The sequence below is a fragment of the Leifsonia sp. 115AMFTsu3.1 genome (genome assembly GCF_004362795.1).
Lineage (GTDB): Bacteria > Actinomycetota > Actinomycetes > Actinomycetales > Microbacteriaceae > Leifsonia.
Window position 1 is genome coordinate 1,735,578 of sequence record NZ_SNYB01000002.1, and the last position, 14,878, is coordinate 1,750,455.

The 14,878-nt window shown below is 68.7% G+C and carries 18 protein-coding genes; 11 read left to right on the top strand and 7 right to left on the bottom strand.

Going from position 1 to position 14,878, the window contains the following annotated elements:
- The first annotated feature begins 66 nt into the window (after window positions 1-66).
- The gene (locus AXZ95_RS19350) at window positions 67-627 is read left to right on the top strand and encodes a GNAT family N-acetyltransferase (RefSeq protein WP_018191129.1); all 561 of its coding nucleotides are present in this window, start codon (window positions 67-69) and stop codon (window positions 625-627) included.
- Here AXZ95_RS19350 and AXZ95_RS19355 read toward each other — a convergent pair.
- Entirely contained in the window at window positions 601-1,542 is a 942-nt protein-coding gene (locus AXZ95_RS19355) for a COX15/CtaA family protein (RefSeq protein WP_018191128.1), read from the bottom strand. The two genes, AXZ95_RS19350 and AXZ95_RS19355, sit on opposite strands and share 27 nt — an antisense overlap.
- 330 nt (window positions 1,543-1,872) lie before the next feature.
- Here AXZ95_RS19355 and sufB point away from each other — a divergent pair, with 330 nt between their 5' ends.
- The 6 genes from sufB (at window position 1,873) to AXZ95_RS19385 (ending at window position 7,685) form a co-directional block, all read left to right on the top strand.
- Entirely contained in the window at window positions 1,873-3,291 is a 1,419-nt protein-coding gene (gene sufB / locus AXZ95_RS19360) for a Fe-S cluster assembly protein SufB (protein ID WP_018191127.1), read from the top strand.
- Complete coding sequence (gene sufD / locus AXZ95_RS19365) at window positions 3,288-4,508, top strand: Fe-S cluster assembly protein SufD (RefSeq protein ID WP_018191126.1); 1,221 nt, start codon at window positions 3,288-3,290, stop codon at window positions 4,506-4,508. The genes sufB and sufD overlap by 4 nt, the downstream gene beginning before the upstream one ends.
- On the top strand, window positions 4,508-4,837 hold the full coding sequence (locus AXZ95_RS19370; RefSeq protein ID WP_018191125.1) for a non-heme iron oxygenase ferredoxin subunit: 330 nt from the start codon (window positions 4,508-4,510) through the stop codon (window positions 4,835-4,837). Before sufD ends, AXZ95_RS19370 begins: the two co-directional genes overlap by 1 nt.
- 2 nt (window positions 4,838-4,839) lie before the next feature.
- Complete coding sequence (gene sufC / locus AXZ95_RS19375) at window positions 4,840-5,634, top strand: Fe-S cluster assembly ATPase SufC (RefSeq protein ID WP_018191124.1); 795 nt, start codon at window positions 4,840-4,842, stop codon at window positions 5,632-5,634.
- An 18-nt stretch (window positions 5,635-5,652) separates the two neighbouring features.
- Window positions 5,653-5,982: a metal-sulfur cluster assembly factor gene (locus AXZ95_RS19380; RefSeq protein ID WP_018191123.1), complete on the top strand. Its 330-nt coding sequence runs from the start codon at window positions 5,653-5,655 to the stop codon at window positions 5,980-5,982.
- A 104-nt stretch (window positions 5,983-6,086) separates the two neighbouring features.
- Window positions 6,087-7,685 carry an ABC-F family ATP-binding cassette domain-containing protein gene (locus AXZ95_RS19385; protein ID WP_026307183.1) on the top strand — a complete coding sequence of 533 codons (1,599 nt, stop codon included), beginning with the start codon at window positions 6,087-6,089 and terminating at the stop codon, window positions 7,683-7,685.
- Between the two features lie 90 nt (window positions 7,686-7,775).
- On the opposite strand, the gene AXZ95_RS19390 is transcribed toward AXZ95_RS19385, so the two are convergent.
- Genes AXZ95_RS19390 through AXZ95_RS19400 form a run of 3 tightly spaced genes read right to left on the bottom strand, consistent with a single transcriptional unit; the run spans window position 7,776 to window position 9,174 of the window.
- Window positions 7,776-8,639, bottom strand: a complete 864-nt coding sequence (locus AXZ95_RS19390; RefSeq protein ID WP_018191121.1) for an SURF1 family protein — start codon at window positions 8,637-8,639, stop codon at window positions 7,776-7,778.
- Window positions 8,636-8,860 carry a hypothetical protein gene (locus tag AXZ95_RS19395; RefSeq protein WP_051087314.1) on the bottom strand — a complete coding sequence of 75 codons (225 nt, stop codon included), beginning with the start codon at window positions 8,858-8,860 and terminating at the stop codon, window positions 8,636-8,638. The genes AXZ95_RS19390 and AXZ95_RS19395 overlap by 4 nt, the downstream gene beginning before the upstream one ends.
- A 5-nt stretch (window positions 8,861-8,865) precedes the next feature.
- Entirely contained in the window at window positions 8,866-9,174 is a 309-nt protein-coding gene (locus AXZ95_RS19400) for a DUF3099 domain-containing protein (RefSeq protein WP_231374427.1), read from the bottom strand.
- Between the two features lie 89 nt (window positions 9,175-9,263).
- On the opposite strand from AXZ95_RS19400, the gene fabG reads away from it, so the two are divergent.
- Window positions 9,264-9,974, top strand: a complete 711-nt coding sequence (fabG, locus tag AXZ95_RS19405) for a 3-oxoacyl-ACP reductase FabG (protein ID WP_018191118.1) — start codon at window positions 9,264-9,266, stop codon at window positions 9,972-9,974.
- Window positions 9,975-10,054: 80 nt separating this feature from the next.
- Here the strand turns inward: fabG and serB are convergent, their stop codons facing one another.
- On the bottom strand, window positions 10,055-10,720 hold the full coding sequence (gene serB / locus AXZ95_RS19410) for a phosphoserine phosphatase SerB (protein ID WP_018191117.1): 666 nt from the start codon (window positions 10,718-10,720) through the stop codon (window positions 10,055-10,057).
- Complete coding sequence (locus AXZ95_RS19415) at window positions 10,717-11,961, bottom strand: glucose-1-phosphate adenylyltransferase (RefSeq protein WP_026307182.1); 1,245 nt, start codon at window positions 11,959-11,961, stop codon at window positions 10,717-10,719. The genes serB and AXZ95_RS19415 overlap by 4 nt, the downstream gene beginning before the upstream one ends.
- Window positions 11,962-12,008: 47 nt before the next feature.
- Here AXZ95_RS19415 and glgA point away from each other — a divergent pair, with 47 nt between their 5' ends.
- The 3 genes from glgA to AXZ95_RS19430 all read left to right on the top strand — a co-directional run bounded on the left by glgA (window position 12,009) and on the right by AXZ95_RS19430 (window position 14,437).
- Window positions 12,009-13,199, top strand: a complete 1,191-nt coding sequence (glgA, locus tag AXZ95_RS19420) for a glycogen synthase (protein WP_018191115.1) — start codon at window positions 12,009-12,011, stop codon at window positions 13,197-13,199.
- Between the two features lie 30 nt (window positions 13,200-13,229).
- Window positions 13,230-14,030: an ABC transporter ATP-binding protein gene (locus AXZ95_RS19425; protein WP_018191114.1), complete on the top strand. Its 801-nt coding sequence runs from the start codon at window positions 13,230-13,232 to the stop codon at window positions 14,028-14,030.
- A gap of 155 nt (window positions 14,031-14,185) precedes the next feature.
- Entirely contained in the window at window positions 14,186-14,437 is a 252-nt protein-coding gene (locus AXZ95_RS19430; protein ID WP_018191113.1) for a type B 50S ribosomal protein L31, read from the top strand.
- Between the two features lie 108 nt (window positions 14,438-14,545).
- On the opposite strand, the gene AXZ95_RS19435 is transcribed toward AXZ95_RS19430, so the two are convergent.
- Window positions 14,546-14,866: a DUF4190 domain-containing protein gene (locus tag AXZ95_RS19435; protein WP_018191112.1), complete on the bottom strand. Its 321-nt coding sequence runs from the start codon at window positions 14,864-14,866 to the stop codon at window positions 14,546-14,548.
- Window positions 14,867-14,878: the final 12 nt, after the last annotated feature.

A 14,878-nucleotide genomic window follows, 5' to 3' on the forward strand; every position in this document is an offset into this window, starting at 1 on the left:
CGGCCGGACACGCGTTCGGCCCGAAAAGTCGTGCCACGAGCCCCTCTCCGGCTCTACCATGTGCGCATGACGGCACCGGTGCTGACCCTGCGTCTGACGACGCCCCGCCTCGTGCTGGACGTGCCGACGGACGACGACATCCCGGACGTGCTGGAAGCCTGCCAGGACGTCGAGACGCAGCGGTGGGTGCCCCTCCCGTCGCCGTACACGCGTGAGAGCGCGGAGTTCTTCGTGCGCAGCTACTGCCCGCACGGCCTGGCGAGCCGCCGGTACACGGTCTGGGCGCTGCACGCGCGCGGCGGCGGCCGCCTCCTCGGAGCGCTGGAGGTCCGCAAGGACGAGCGCGCCGGGTCGGCCTCCCTCGGCTGCTGGTCCGGCCCCTGGGCGCGCGGGCAGGGCTACATGCGGGAGGCGCTCGGAGCCGTCGCCCGCTACGCGCTCGACCCCGATGGGCTGCGATTCGACCGGCTGAACTGGGAATACGTGCCCGGCAACGAGTCCAGCAGGCGTCTGGCGGAGGCTGCGGGCTTCGGGTTCGGCGACGGGATGCGCACGGTCGTCAGCCTGCACGGAGAGACGCGCGAGGCGCGCGTCGGCCGGCTAGGCCGCGACGACGTCCGCGGCTGAATCCTCTCGCGCGTCCAGCGCAGCCGCAGGGGCCTTGAGCGAGAGGATGACCGCGGTCATCGCGGAGGCCAGGAGCGCCGCGAGGGTCATGTGGATGCCCACGAGGATGCCCGGGAGGCCGGTGTTCGCCTGGATCAGACCGACGACGATCTGCAGCAGCTCGACCGCCAGCAGGTACTGCGTGAAACGGCGCACCGCCGTCGTGCGGTAGCGCAGGGATCCGACGACGAGGACGAGGGTCAGCGCGAACGTGACGTACGCGGGGATCGCGTGGACGTGCTGCAGGATCTCGGGATTCAGGCCGTTGCGCGGGGCGTTCGCGTCACCCGCGTGCGGTCCGCTGCCCGTGGTGAGGATGCCGACCAGGATCGTGATGGCGACGACGGCGCTGGTGACATGGGCGACACCCGCGAACCAGCCGGGGACGGCGCGGACGCGCGGGCCGGGGACGGCGTAGACGCGGAAGACGAACGCCGTGCAGGTGGCGACGAGGGCGATCGACACGACGAAGTGCAGACCGACCACGTACGGGTTGAGGCCGCTCAGGACGCTGAGGCCGCCGATCACGGCCTGCGCCGGGATGGCGAGGCCGGCGATCAGGGTCAGCCAGAACAGATCCGGGCGCTGCTTGCGCATCCGGAGGATGGCGAGGAACGCCACGATGGCCACGACCGCGAGAAGGGCGCTGAGCACGCGGTTGCCGAACTCGATGAAGCCGTGGACGCCCATCTCGGGCGTGTTGACCAGCGAGTCGGCCGTGCACTTCGGCCAGGTCGGGCAGCCGAGGCCGCTGGCCGTGAGCCGCACCAGGCCACCCGTCCCGACCAGGACGACCTGCCCCACCAGGTAGACCCACGCGATCACCTTCAGCCGAGTGTCCACGCGGTCCGGCAGCCAGGCGATGATGCGCTTCATGGTTCGGGGGCTTTCTCGGTCGGATCGGCGGGGCCGGATGCGGATACTCGGGCAATGCGCAGGCGCGCCTCTACTAATACCGCGCCGCACCTGTAGAATTGGTGGGTTCGAGGAACGCGCTATCCAGCGCGTGCGCGCGGCCGGTTTCTCCGTCCGTGGCCGGGGCATCGTGGCCCGTCTCCACGAACAGTCTAGGTACGCACGTGTTGGTACGCAGTCACCGCCACCCGCACAATCAGGACGCTCAGCAGCGACCGGCGAAAGCCGTGCTTGCCGAGGGGAATGAGCCGGACTGATATCCGGTTACGAGTGGAAGGAAACGAGGTAGATATGTCAGACATCCTGATCGATCGGCCTGAGCTCGCCTCTTTGGGGCAGTACGAGTTCGGCTGGGCGGATTCCGACGCCGCGGGTTCCATCGCCCGTCGCGGTCTCTCACCCGAGGTGGTGAAAGACATCTCGGCCCTGAAGAAGGAGCCCGAGTGGATGCTGCAGCGCCGCCTCAAGGCCCTTCAGCTCTTCGAGCGCAAGCCCATGCCGACCTGGGGCGCCGACCTGTCGGAGATCGACTTCGACAACATCAAGTACTTCGTCCGCTCCACCGAGAAGCAGGCGCAGAGCTGGGAAGACCTGCCGGAGGACATCCGGAACACGTACGAGAAGCTCGGCATCCCGGAGGCGGAGCGTCAGCGTCTCGTCGCCGGCGTCGCCGCGCAGTACGAGTCCGAGGTCGTCTACCACCAGATCCGTGAAGACCTGGAGCAGCAGGGCGTCATCTTCCTCGACACCGACACCGCGCTCCGCGAGCACCCCGAGATCTTCGAGGAGTACTTCGGAACGGTGATCCCGGCCGGCGACAACAAGTTCGCCGCGCTGAACACCGCCGTGTGGTCGGGCGGATCGTTCGTCTACGTCCCCAAGGGCGTCCACGTCGAGATCCCGCTGCAGGCCTACTTCCGCATCAACACCGAGAACATGGGCCAGTTCGAGCGGACGCTGATCATCGCCGACGAGGGCAGCTACGTCCACTACATCGAGGGCTGCACCGCTCCGATCTACAAGTCGGACTCGCTGCACTCCGCGGTCGTCGAGATCATCGTCAAGAAGAACGCCCGCGTGCGCTACACGACCATCCAGAACTGGTCCAACAACGTCTACAACCTCGTCACCAAGCGCGCCACCGCGGCCGAGGGCGCGACGATGGAGTGGATCGACGGCAACATCGGCTCCAAGGTGACGATGAAGTACCCGTCGATCTACCTGATGGGGGAGCACGCCAAGGGCGAGACCCTGTCCGTCGCCTTCGCCGGCCCCGGCCAGCACCAGGACGCCGGCGCCAAGATGATCCACATGGCGCCGTACACGCAGTCGTCGATCGTCTCCAAGTCGATCGCGCGCGGCGGCGGCCGTGCCGGCTATCGCGGCGAGGTGCGGATGGATGCGAACGCGCACCACTCCGCCAACACCGTCCGCTGTGACGCGCTGCTCGTCGACACGATCTCGCGGTCCGACACGTATCCGGCGATCGACATCCGTGTCGACGACGTGCAGCTCGGCCATGAGGCGACCGTGTCGCGCGTGAGCGAGGAGCAGCTGTTCTACCTCATGTCGCGCGGGCTCCCGGAGGACGAGGCCATGGCGATGATCGTCCGCGGCTTCATCGAGCCGATCGCCCGCGAGCTCCCCATGGAGTACGCACTGGAACTCAACAAGCTCATCGAGATGGGCATGGAAGGCTCTGTCGGATGACGCAGATCGAGACGACGCAGACCACCGCGCCCGCCCCGACCCACATGCGAGCACCTGTCCCGGTGCAGAGCCGCGCCGAGCGGTTCACCTCGACCGAGGTGTCGGACTTCCCTGCGGTCACCGGCCGCGAGGCGATGTGGAAGTACACGCCGGTGGCGCGCATCCAGGAGCTCATCACGGGCGACCTGGACGGCTCGCCCTACGTGTACGACGCCACGACCGCCCCCGCTGTGACCACCGCGTGGATCGGCCGTGACGACGCCCGCATCGGTGCTGCAGGAAAGCCCGAGGACCGCGCCTCCGCCAATGCCTGGACGGCCTTCGAGCAGGCGCTGCTCGTGACCATCGGCGCCGACCTCAGCGGAGACCGTCGCGAGGTCACGCTGACCCGCTCCGCCCTCGGCGGACCGGCGCGCGCCGCGCACACGGTCGTCGAGGTCGCCTCGGGAGCCGTGGCGACCCTCATCCTGCAGAACACCGGATCGGCGCACCTGACCGAGAACGTCGAGTTCCTCCTGGGTAAGGACGCCGACCTCACGGTCGTGTCGCTCCAGGAGTGGGACGACGAGGCGCTCCACGTCGCCGCCCACTTCGCCGAGCTCGGCGAGGGCGCGCGCATCAAGCACGTCGCCGTCACGCTCGGCGGCGGAGTCGTCCGGCTCAACCCGTCGGCCCACCTGGCCGGCGCGCGAGCGGACGCCGAACTGCTCGGCGCCTACTTCGCCGACGCCAGCCAGCACCTCGAGCAGCAGGTGTACGTCCACCACGACGGCCCCGAGACCCGCAGCCGCGTGACCTACAAGGGCGCGCTGCAGGGCCAGGGCGCGCGCACGGTGTGGATCGGCGACGTGCTCATCGGCCCGAAGGCCGTCGGCACCGACACCTACGAGCAGAACCGCAACCTCGTCCTCACCGACGGCGCCCGCGCCGACTCCGTGCCGAACCTCGAGATCGAGACCGGCGACATCGTCGGCGCCGGTCACGCGAGCGCCACCGGCCGTTTCGACGACGAGCAGCTCTTCTACCTCCAGTCCCGCGGGATCCCGGAGGAGGAGGCGCGCCGCCTGGTCGTGCGCGGCTTCCTCGCCGAGATCGTCCAGCAGATCGGCTCCCCGGCGCTCCAGGAGCGCCTGCAGGCCAAGATCGAGGACGAGCTGGAATCGGCGTCGGTCACAGCGTCGGCGCCCTCCGCGCCGGCCGCCGGGGCCGAGAACTGATGGCGGGCCAGCGCGTCGCAGCCGTCGCGGAGCTGGTCGAGAACCAGGCCACCCGCGTCGTGCTCGACGGCGTCCCCATCGCCGTCGTCAAGGACTCGTCCGGTGCGGTGCACGCCATCGGCGACACCTGCACCCACGGCGAGATCTCGCTGTCCGAGGGTTTCGTCGAGGACGAGACCCTGGAGTGCTGGGCGCACGGCTCCCAGTTCTCCCTCGTGACCGGCAAGCCCCTCAACCTCCCGGCCTACGAGCCGGTCCCCGTGTTTCCCGTCGAGATCATCGACGGAGACGTCTTCATCGACCCCAGCGCCCCGAAAGTGAACAACTAACCATGTCAGTCCTCGAGATCCGCGACCTCCACGTCACCGTCGAGACGGACCAGGGCACCAAGCCCATCCTGAACGGCGTCGACCTCACCATCAACGAGGGTGAGATCCACGCGATCATGGGCCCGAACGGCTCCGGCAAGTCCACCCTCGCCTACACGATCGCCGGTCACCCCAAGTACACCGTGACCCAGGGCTCGATCACGCTCGACGGCGAGGACGTCCTCGCGATGACCGTCGACGAGCGTGCGCGTGCCGGCCTCTTCCTCGCGATGCAGTACCCGGTCGAGATCCCCGGTGTCACCAACACCAACTTCCTCCGCACCGCCAAGACGGCGATCGACGGCCAGGCGCCGTCCATCCGCACCTGGGTGAAGGACGTCCGCGAGTCGATGGGCGCCCTGCGCATGGACTCGTCGTTCGCCGAGCGCAACGTCAACGAGGGCTTCTCGGGCGGCGAGAAGAAGCGCAACGAGATCCTCCAGCTGGAGCTGCTCAAGCCGAAGTTCGCCGTGCTCGACGAGACCGACTCCGGCCTCGACGTGGACGCGCTCAAGATCGTCTCCGAGGGCGTCAACCGGGCGAAGGCCAACACCGGCCTCGGCATCCTGCTGATCACGCACTACACGCGCATCCTCCGCTACATCAAGCCGGACTTCGTGCACGTGTTCGTCGCCGGCCGCGTGGCCGAGCAGGGCGGACCGGAGCTCGCGGACCGCCTGGAGGAGGAGGGCTACGACCGCTACGTCGACGCCCCCGAGCCCGCAGCCGCCTCGGCGGCCGAAGTCGCCGGATCCTGAGAGAGGTAGAATCCTCACATGCCCGCCACTTTGAGCCCAGCGCTCTTCGACCAGGTCGAGGAGGCGCTGAAGGACGTCATGGATCCCGAACTCGGGATCAACGTCGTCGACCTGGGCCTCATCTACGACCTGGCCTGGGATGACGAGAACAACGCGCTCATCATCTCGATGACGCTCACCAGTGCCGGCTGCCCGCTGACCGACGTGCTCGAAGAGCAGACCGCCGAGGCGCTCGACGGCATCGTCGAAGCATTCCGCATCAACTGGGTGTGGATGCCGCCGTGGGGTCCCGAGCGGATCACCGATGACGGCCGCGACATGATGCGCGCCCTCGGCTTCGCAATCTAAGACATCCCCTCCAACAGTTCCGGACTTTTTCGACCGCGCCGTGGCGTGTCGGGCCGAAAAAGTCCGGAACTGTTTGCTGAGAACCGAGTAGAGAAGAGATCGACGTGCTTGCCGTGCAGGGGCTGGAGCTGCGCGTTGGCGCACGCCTTCTGATGGAGGACGTGAGCTTCCGCGTCGCCGACGGGGACAAGATCGGACTCGTCGGCCGTAACGGCGCCGGCAAGACGACACTCACCAAGGTCCTCGCCGGCGACCTGCTCCCGACGGCCGGCAAGGTCGACCGCTCCGGCGACCTCGGTTACCTTCCGCAGGACCCGCGCTCCGGCAACCTGGACGACCTGGCGCGCACGCGCATCCTCGACGCCCGGGGCCTCGGCTCGATCGTCCTCGGGATGCAGCAGGCCACCGTCGACATGGCGAGCACCGACTCCGCCGTGTCCGAGGCCGCGATGAAGAAGTACGGCCGGCTGGAGGAGCGCTTCCACCTGCTCGGCGGGTACGCGGCCGAGGCCGAGGCCGCATCCATCGCGTCCAACCTGAACCTGCCGGATCGCATCCTCGACCAGCCGCTGAAGACCCTCTCGGGCGGTCAGCGCCGCCGGATCGAGCTGGCGCGCATCCTCTTCTCCGACGCCCGCACGATGATCCTCGACGAGCCGACGAACCACCTGGATGCGGACTCGGTCATCTGGCTGCGCGAGTTCCTGAAGAACTACACCGGCGGCTTCATCGTCATCTCGCACGACGTGGAACTGGTCGGCGAGACGGTCAACCGCGTCTTCTACCTGGATGCGAACCGCCAGGTCATCGACATCTACAACATGGGCTGGAAGAACTACCAGCGCCAGCGCGCCGCCGACGAGGAGCGCCGCAAGAAGGAGCGCGCCAACGCCGAGAAGAAGGCGGGCGCCCTGCAGCTGCAGGCGGCGAAGTTCGGCGCGAAGGCGACGAAGGCGGCCGCGGCGCACCAGATGGTCGCGCGCGCCGAGAAGCTGCTCGCGGGCCTCGAAGAGGTGCGCCAGGTCGACCGGGTCGCGAAACTGCGGTTCCCGACCCCGGCGCCGTGCGGTCGCACGCCGCTGCAGGCGAGCGATCTCTCCAAGAGCTACGGCTCGCTCGAGATCTTCACCGCCGTCAACCTCGCGATCGACCGCGGCTCGAAGGTCGTCGTGCTCGGGCTGAACGGTGCGGGCAAGACCACGTTGCTGCGGATGCTCGCGGGCGTCGACAAGCCGGACACCGGCCAGGTCGAGCCCGGCCACGGCTTGCGCATCGGGTACTACGCGCAGGAGCACGAGACCATCGACGTCGAGCGCAGCGTGCTCCAGAACATGGTCTCGTCCTCGCCGTCACTGACCGAGACCGAGGCCCGCAGGGTGCTCGGCTCGTTCCTGTTCACGGGCGACGACGCGCACAAGCCGGCCGGCGTGCTCTCCGGCGGCGAGAAGACCCGGCTCGCGCTGGCGATGATCGTCGTGTCGGGGGCGAACGTCCTGCTTCTCGACGAGCCCACCAACAACCTCGACCCGGCGAGCCGCGAGGAGATCCTGGATGCGCTGGCGCACTACGAAGGTGCCGTCGTGCTGGTCAGCCACGACGAGGGCGCGGTCGAGGCGCTGAACCCGGAGCGCGTCCTCATCCTCCCCGACGGCGTCGAGGACCACTGGTCCCGCGACTACCTCGACCTCATCTCCCTCGCCTAGCCCCTCCGCGCCCGAGTCGAGTACGCACAAATTGCACACCCGGAGCCCCCGGGGCGTGCAATTTGTGCGTACTCGACGGTGGGGGTGGGGTCAGCGGGCGGCGTCGAGGAGTTCGTCCTCGACGTCGGCGTCTGTGCGCTTGGCGCGGCGGCGACGCTCGCGCGCGGCGGCGCGCTCACGCTCCGCGGGGTCGTCCGAGTTGCGCTTGCGGTATTCCGTCACGAGCGCGTAGCCGAGGCCGAAGAAGCCGATCAGGGCGAAGATGATCCACTGGATCATGTACGACCAATGCAGCCCCTCATCCTGCGTCGGCGGGCTGGTCACGGTCGGCGTCGGCGCGGTCGCTGGCGCCGGGTCCTCGCTGGCGAGCAGCCCGTACGCGCCCGTGTAGACGTCGGCGCCGCCGAGCTTCTCTTTGACCACGGACAGCTGGATGGTGCCCACCTGATCACCCGTCGCCGTGCGTCCGGCGATGGCCGGCTCACTCGCCTTCAGCCGCGCGACGACCGTCACCGTTCCGGCGGGCGCGGCCGGCACGTGGTCGGGGGAGTCGGTGGTGTTGCCGGTCGGGACCCAGCCGCGATCCACGATGAACAGCGAGCCGTCGGCCGTCCGCAGCGGGGTGAGCACCTCGAACCCGGGGCTGCCGTTGAACGGGCGGTTGCGGACGAGCAGCTGCTTGTCGCGCTCGTACGTCCCGGTCACGGTGACGCGCTTCCACTCCTGCTTCGGCGAGTACGCGCCGAGAGTCGGCAGCTCATCGGCGAGCGGGACGGGGGACTGGTCGAAGTTCGCCGTCACCAGGGCGTTCGCGGCCGCGGCCTCCTTGCTGCGGGCGAGCTGCCAGTTGGAGAGGAAGCCGCAGGCGATCGCGAACACGATCGCGAAGGCGAGATACCCCAGCCAGCGGCGGGAGAACGCGAAACGCCACCCGTCGGTCGTCGATCCGGTCACGCGATCGGCCCCCCGGCGGCGACCTCGGCCGCCGGCACGACGCGCAGCGGGAAGTCGCGGGCGGCCAGGAACTCGCGCAGGAAGTCGACGTGCTCGTCGCACGCCAGCCAGACCTTCACCCGGTCGGCCGAGTGGATGCGCGGGTTGCGCCACTCGATGCGCCAGGATGCGCTGTCCCGGCAGCCGGCGCGCGAACACGTCAGCGGCTCCGGCTCGCCCATCCCGATCACTGGCCCTCCCGAGGCTCGTCCTTCGGCGCCTGCGGAGGCGGCGCAATTGGAACGATACTGCCTGGACGCTGAACATCCACTCGACCCTGCTCCACCGAGACGTTGGCGATGACGACCGCGAAGTAGGGGAGGAAGATCGCTCCGACGAGCGGGATGGCGGCCCACCAGCCGGGGACGATCACCGCGGCGATGAGGCAGAGCACACGTACGCCCATGGCGACCGAATACTTGATCATCCGGTGCCGTCGCTCCTCATCGGGGGAGAGGGGGAGACTCGTGATCGACGGTGCTGAGGGCTTCTTCATGTGCGTTGAGTCCAGCGTACGTCCATAAACTTGGGTTCGGCCCTGCTGGGGTCGAATCTGCAGAAAGCCGTCTTCCTGAAGGGAATCGCATGACCACGCCACGCACCGTCCTCGTCACCGGAGGCAACCGGGGGATCGGCTTCGCCATCGCCGAGGAGTTCGTCGCCCAGGGCCACCGGGTCGCGGTCACCGCGCGGTCGGGAGAGGGCCCGGAGGGCGCGCTGACGGTGCGGGCGGATGTCACGGACTCCGCCTCGGTCGACGCCGCGTTCACCGAGGTCGAGGAGAAGCTCGGGCCGGTGGAGGTCGTCGTCGCGAATGCGGGCATCACCAAGGACACCCTCCTGATGCGCATGACCGACGAGGAGTTCGACTCGGTCATCGAGACGAACCTGGGCGGCGCCTTCCGTGTCGTGAAGCGCGCCAACAAGGGGATGCTCAAGGCGCGGTTCGGCCGTATCGTCCTGATCTCGAGCGTGGTCGGTCTGTTCGGCGGCGCCGGGCAGGTCAACTACGCGTCGTCGAAGGCCGGACTCGTCGGCATGGCGAGATCCATCACGCGCGAGCTGGGCGCGCGCGGCATCACCGCGAACGTCGTCGCTCCCGGCTTCATCGAGACCGACATGACGGCGGCGCTGCCGGAGGCGCAGCAGGCCGAGTACAAGAAGAGCATCCCGGCCGGGCGGTTCGCGTCGGCGTCCGAGGTCGCGAAGGTCGTGACGTGGATCGCCGGGGACGACGCCGGCTACATCTCCGGTGCGGTCATCCCGGTCGACGGCGGCCTCGGGATGGGGCACTGACCCACGCACACAGCTCCTGAGTTTTTCGGCCCCACACCGGCGTGTCCGGCCGAAAAACTCAGGAGCTGTCGGCCGGGGCTTCAGCCGCGGAGGCCGAGGAGCGGGAGCACCTGCGAGAGGTCCGGCCGGTCGATGACGAGGTCGGCCTCGGCGCGCACGCGCGGCTTCGCGTTGAACGCGACGGACAGGCCGGCCTCCGCCATCATCCGCAGGTCGTTCGCTCCGTCGCCGATGGCCACCGTCTGGCGCAGGTGGACTCCCGCGTCGGCGGCCCAGAACAGCAGCGCCTGAGCCTTGGCGGCCGCATCCACGACCGGTCCGTCGACCTCGCCGGTCAGCCGGCCGCCGTCGACGACCAGCCGGTTGGCGCGCCAGTGATCGAGGCCGAGGCGTTCGCCGATCGGGTCGAGCAGCTCGTGGAAGCCGCCGGAGACCACACCGACGACCCCACCGGCCGCCTGGACTCCGGCGATGAGCTCGGGGACGCCTTCGGTCACCCGGATGCGCTCGCCCACGTGCTGGAACACGGAGGCGGGGAGCCCGGCGAGGGTTCGGACGCGTTCGCGGAGGCTCTCCTCGAAGTCGAGCTCGCCGCGCATGGCCCGCTCGGTGATCTCGGCGACCTCCGGACGCGACCCCGCCTCATCGGCGAGGAGTTCGATGACCTCGTCCTGGAGCAGCGTGGAGTCGGCGTCGAGGACGACGAGGACGGAGGCGGGCCCGGTGTGCTGTGCGGTGGTCGTCATGGAACGACGTGCACACCCTTGCCGACCACGGTGATGCCCGAGTCGGTCACGGTGAAGCCCCGTGCACGGTCCCGGTCCGGGTCGACGCCGATCTGCGCGCCCTCGGCGACCACGACATCCTTGTCCAGGATGGCGCGGCCGACGAACGCGTTCGGCTCGATGATCGCGCGCTCGAAGACGACCGAGTCGACGACCTTCGCACCGGAGTCGACCTTGGCCCACGGCCCGAGGACGCTGCGCTCGAGGTGGGCGCCCGAGATCACGGAGCCGAGGGAGACGATGGAGTCGATGGTCGTGCCGAGCGCGCCGCGGCCGTCGCGCACGATCTTCGCGGGCGGCGAGTTGAGCACCTGGCTGAAGATCGGCCACGAGCGGTTGTAGAGGTTGAACACCGGCAGCGTGGAGATGAGGTCCTGGTGCGCCTCGAAGAACGAGTCGATGGTTCCGACATCGCGCCAGTAGTAGCGGTCGCGGTCGGTCGAGCCGGGGACGTCGTTGTTGTTGAAGTCGTACACGGCCGCCTCGCCGCGGGCCACGAAGTCCGGGATGATGTCGCCGCCCATGTCGTGGTTGGAGTCGGGACGGTCGCCGTCCCGCACCACGGCGTCGATGAGCGCGTCGGCGTCGAAGACGTAGTTGCCCATGGAGGCGAGGACCTCGTTCGGGGAGTCGGGCAGACCGATCGGGTCGCGCGGCTTCTCACGGAACGCGCCGATGCGGTCCGGGCGCTCCGGCTCGACCTCGATGACGCCGAACTGGTCCGCGAGCCCGATCGGCTGGCGGATTGCGGCCACCGTGGCGGGAGCCCCCGAGGCGATGTGCGCCTCGATCATCTGGCCGAAGTCCATCCGGTACACGTGGTCGGCGCCCACGACGACGACGATGTCCGGCTTCTCATCCCGGAGCAGGTTGAGGCTCTGCAGGATGGCGTCCGCCGACCCGGAGAACCAGCGCTTGCCGAGGCGCTGCTGGGCGGGGACGGAGGCGACGTAGGAGCTCGTGATGCCGTCGAGCCGCCAGGTCTGGGACACGTGACGGTCGAGGCTGTGCGACTTGTACTGGGTGAGGACGACGATCTGGCGCAGTTGCGAGTTGATCAGGTTCGACAGGGCGAAGTCGATGAGACGGTACTGACCGCCGAACGGGACGGCGGGCTTCGCCCGGTCCGCCGTCAACGGCATCAGCCGCTTTCCCTCTCCGCCCGCGAGGACGATGCCGAAGATCTTCTTGCCTGATGCCATGACCACAACAGTAGAGGCGAACTGATCGCTGTACTAGCGTTTCGGTCATGCGCGTCGATCTGCTCACCCGGGAGTATCCGCCGGACATCTACGGCGGGGCCGGGGTCCATGTGACCGAGCTCGTGAAGGCTCTGCGGACCGACACCGAGGTGATCGTCCGAGCCTTCGGCGAGCCCCGGGACGAGCCGGATACCGCGTCGTACCGCGTTCCCGCGGAGCTCGCGGACGCGAACGGGGCGATCGCCACGCTGGGCGTCGACCTGCAGATGGCGCAGGACTGCGGGGGAGCGAATGTCGTCCACTCGCACACCTGGTATGCGAACGGCGCCGGTCACTTGGCGAAGCTGCTGCACGGCGTCCCGCACGTCGTCACGGCGCACAGCCTGGAGCCGCTCCGCCCCTGGAAGGCCGAGCAGCTGGGCGGCGGCTACCGCGTGTCCAGCTGGATCGAGAAGACCGCGTTCGAGGCCGCCGACACCGTGATCGCGGTCAGCGACGGGATGCGTCGCGACATCCTCGCGTCGTACCCGGAGCTCGACCCGACGAAGGTTGTCACGATCTACAACGGCATCGACCTGGAGCGCTGGCAGCCTCTGCGCGACGACGATCGCGCCCGCGCCCTGGGGATCGACCCCGGGCGTCCGGCGGTCATCTTCGTCGGTCGCATCACCCGCCAGAAGGGGCTTCCGTACCTACTTCGCGCGGCCAGGATGCTGCCGCCCGAGGTGCAGGTCATCCTCTGTGCCGGGGCGCCGGACACGCCGGAGATCCTGGCCGAGGTGAGCGGACTCGTCGAGGAGCTGCAGGCCGAGCGGGACGGCGTGGTCTGGATCGACCGCCTGCTCCCGAACGACGAGCTGCGCATCGCGCTGACCGCATCCACCGTCTTCGTCTGCCCCTCGATCTACGAGCCGCTCGGGATCGTCAACCTCGAGGCGATGGCGTGCGGGCTGCCCGTGGTCGGGACGGCGACCGGCGGCATCCCCGAGGTGATCGTGGACGGGGTCACCGGACGGCTCGTCCCCATCCAGCAGCTGCAGGACGGCACGGGCACGCCGATCGATCCGGAGAAGTTCGTCGCAGACCTCGCCGCGGCCCTCACCGAGGTGGCCGGCGACCCCGAGCGGGCGGCCGAGATGGGCCGCGCCGGACGGGAGCGCGCGGAGACCTCGTTCAGCTGGACGGCCATCGCGGAGCAGACGCGGGACGTGTACCGGTCGCTCGCCGGTCGTCACTGACCTGTGTCCGGCGACGGTAGGCTGGAACGCATGGCCGACAGCGTTCTCCGACTTTCCGACGTGTCCGTTGTGCGGGACGGCAACCCCGTCCTGAAGGGTATCGACTGGGCGGTCGAACCGGACGAGCGGTGGGTCATCCTGGGCCGGAACGGCGCCGGGAAGACGACCCTGCTGCAGATCGCCGCGGCGGCCCTGCACCCGAGTTCCGGCGAGGCCGTCGTGCTGGGCGAGTCGGTCGGCCACACCGACCTCGCCGAGCTGCGTCCGCTGCTCGGCTTCGCGTCGAGCGCGCTCGCCCGCCGCATCCCGCGCAATGAGCGCGTGCTGGATGTGGTGATGACGGCCGCCTACGCCGTGACGGGTCGCTGGAACGAGCTCTACGAGGACATCGACGAGCGTCGCGCGCACCGCGTGCTCTCCGAGTGGCACCTCGACCACCTCGCCGACCGCACCTTCGGCAGCCTGTCCGACGGCGAGCAGAAGCGCGTTCAGATCGCCCGCTCGGTGATGACCGATCCCGAGATCCTGCTTCTCGACGAACCGGCGGCCAGCCTCGACCTCGGCGGCCGCGAGGAGCTGCTGCAGCTGCTCGGCGGGTACGCCAGCGACCCGAAGTCGCCCGCGATCGTCATGGTCACGCATCACGTCGAGGAGATCCCGCAGGCGTTCAACCGTGCGCTGCTGCTGAAGGACGGCGAGATCACCGCCCAGGGCCCCATCGAAGAGGTCTTGACGAGCGAGAACCTCAGTGCGACCTTCGATATCGACGTCGAGATCACCGAGTCCGACGGCCGGTACACCGCCCGGGCGCGCCAGGGCGTCGAGGGCTGATCGGCCGCTGTCGATCTGCTAGACTCGATAGCTGGCCCCCGAACCGATCCTGCCTTTCCGGCTACGATCCACGGCTCTCGGGTCTGAAGCTTCCCGTCCACGCGGTCTGCGCGGACACGACCGAACCGACTACTAGCTGCAACAAGGAAGTCCTGATGAAGACTGGCATCCACCCCGACTACGCCCCGGTGGTTTTCCGCGACCTGGCCTCGGGTGCGACGTTCCTCACCCGCTCCACCGTCTCGAGCGATAAGACCATCGAGTGGGAGGACGGCAACACCTACCCGGTGATCGACGTCGAGATCTCGTCCGAGTCGCACCCGTTCTACACGGGCAAGCAGCGCATCATGGACTCGGCCGGCCGCGTCGAGAAGTTCAACTCGCGCTACAAGAGCTTCGGCAAGTAAGCCGCTCCGCGAAGGCCCCCGTCGATTCGACGGGGGCCTTCGTCATGCCGGCCGAAACACGAAGGCCCCCGTCCGGTGGACGGGGGCCTTCGGCGTTCGTGGGCGGACTCAGTTGTAGTTGTAGTTGCTCATCGCTGCGCCGAGCGACGCGAAGAAGATGATGGAGAAGATGATGCTGAAGGCGACCGACACGAAGCCGATGATGATGGCCGCGATCGCGAGGCCGCGGCCTTGTTCGCCGGTGCGCTTGATCTGGTTGAGGGCGATGAAGCCGAGGATGATGCCCACGATGTTGACGATGAAGGACAGGATGAAGGCCACGATCGACATGGTGTTCCAGCCGGGCTGCGCGCCCTGATACTGCTGCTGGTAGCCGGCGGGCTGCTGCTGCGGCGGGAGGGGCTGCGGGTTCAGGTTGGAGTCGCTCATGCGCCACAATCT

Coding starts and splice junctions, on each gene's coding strand:
- fabG (WP_018191118.1), top strand. CDS start 9,264: ATGACCACGCCACGCACCGTCCTCGTCACCGGAGGCAACCGGGGGATC.
- AXZ95_RS19370 (WP_018191125.1), top strand. CDS start 4,508: ATGGCGGGCCAGCGCGTCGCAGCCGTCGCGGAGCTGGTCGAGAACCAG.
- sufB (WP_018191127.1), top strand. CDS start 1,873: ATGTCAGACATCCTGATCGATCGGCCTGAGCTCGCCTCTTTGGGGCAG.
- sufD (WP_018191126.1), top strand. CDS start 3,288: ATGACGCAGATCGAGACGACGCAGACCACCGCGCCCGCCCCGACCCAC.
- glgA (WP_018191115.1), top strand. CDS start 12,009: ATGCGCGTCGATCTGCTCACCCGGGAGTATCCGCCGGACATCTACGGC.
- AXZ95_RS19350 (WP_018191129.1), top strand. CDS start 67: ATGACGGCACCGGTGCTGACCCTGCGTCTGACGACGCCCCGCCTCGTG.
- AXZ95_RS19380 (WP_018191123.1), top strand. CDS start 5,653: ATGCCCGCCACTTTGAGCCCAGCGCTCTTCGACCAGGTCGAGGAGGCG.
- AXZ95_RS19425 (WP_018191114.1), top strand. CDS start 13,230: ATGGCCGACAGCGTTCTCCGACTTTCCGACGTGTCCGTTGTGCGGGAC.
- AXZ95_RS19355 (WP_018191128.1), bottom strand. CDS start 1,542: ATGAAGCGCATCATCGCCTGGCTGCCGGACCGCGTGGACACTCGGCTG.
- AXZ95_RS19430 (WP_018191113.1), top strand. CDS start 14,186: ATGAAGACTGGCATCCACCCCGACTACGCCCCGGTGGTTTTCCGCGAC.
- AXZ95_RS19395 (WP_051087314.1), bottom strand. CDS start 8,860: ATGGGCGAGCCGGAGCCGCTGACGTGTTCGCGCGCCGGCTGCCGGGAC.
- serB (WP_018191117.1), bottom strand. CDS start 10,720: ATGACGACCACCGCACAGCACACCGGGCCCGCCTCCGTCCTCGTCGTC.
- AXZ95_RS19435 (WP_018191112.1), bottom strand. CDS start 14,866: ATGAGCGACTCCAACCTGAACCCGCAGCCCCTCCCGCCGCAGCAGCAG.
- AXZ95_RS19400 (WP_231374427.1), bottom strand. CDS start 9,174: ATGAAGAAGCCCTCAGCACCGTCGATCACGAGTCTCCCCCTCTCCCCC.
- AXZ95_RS19415 (WP_026307182.1), bottom strand. CDS start 11,961: ATGGCATCAGGCAAGAAGATCTTCGGCATCGTCCTCGCGGGCGGAGAG.
- sufC (WP_018191124.1), top strand. CDS start 4,840: ATGTCAGTCCTCGAGATCCGCGACCTCCACGTCACCGTCGAGACGGAC.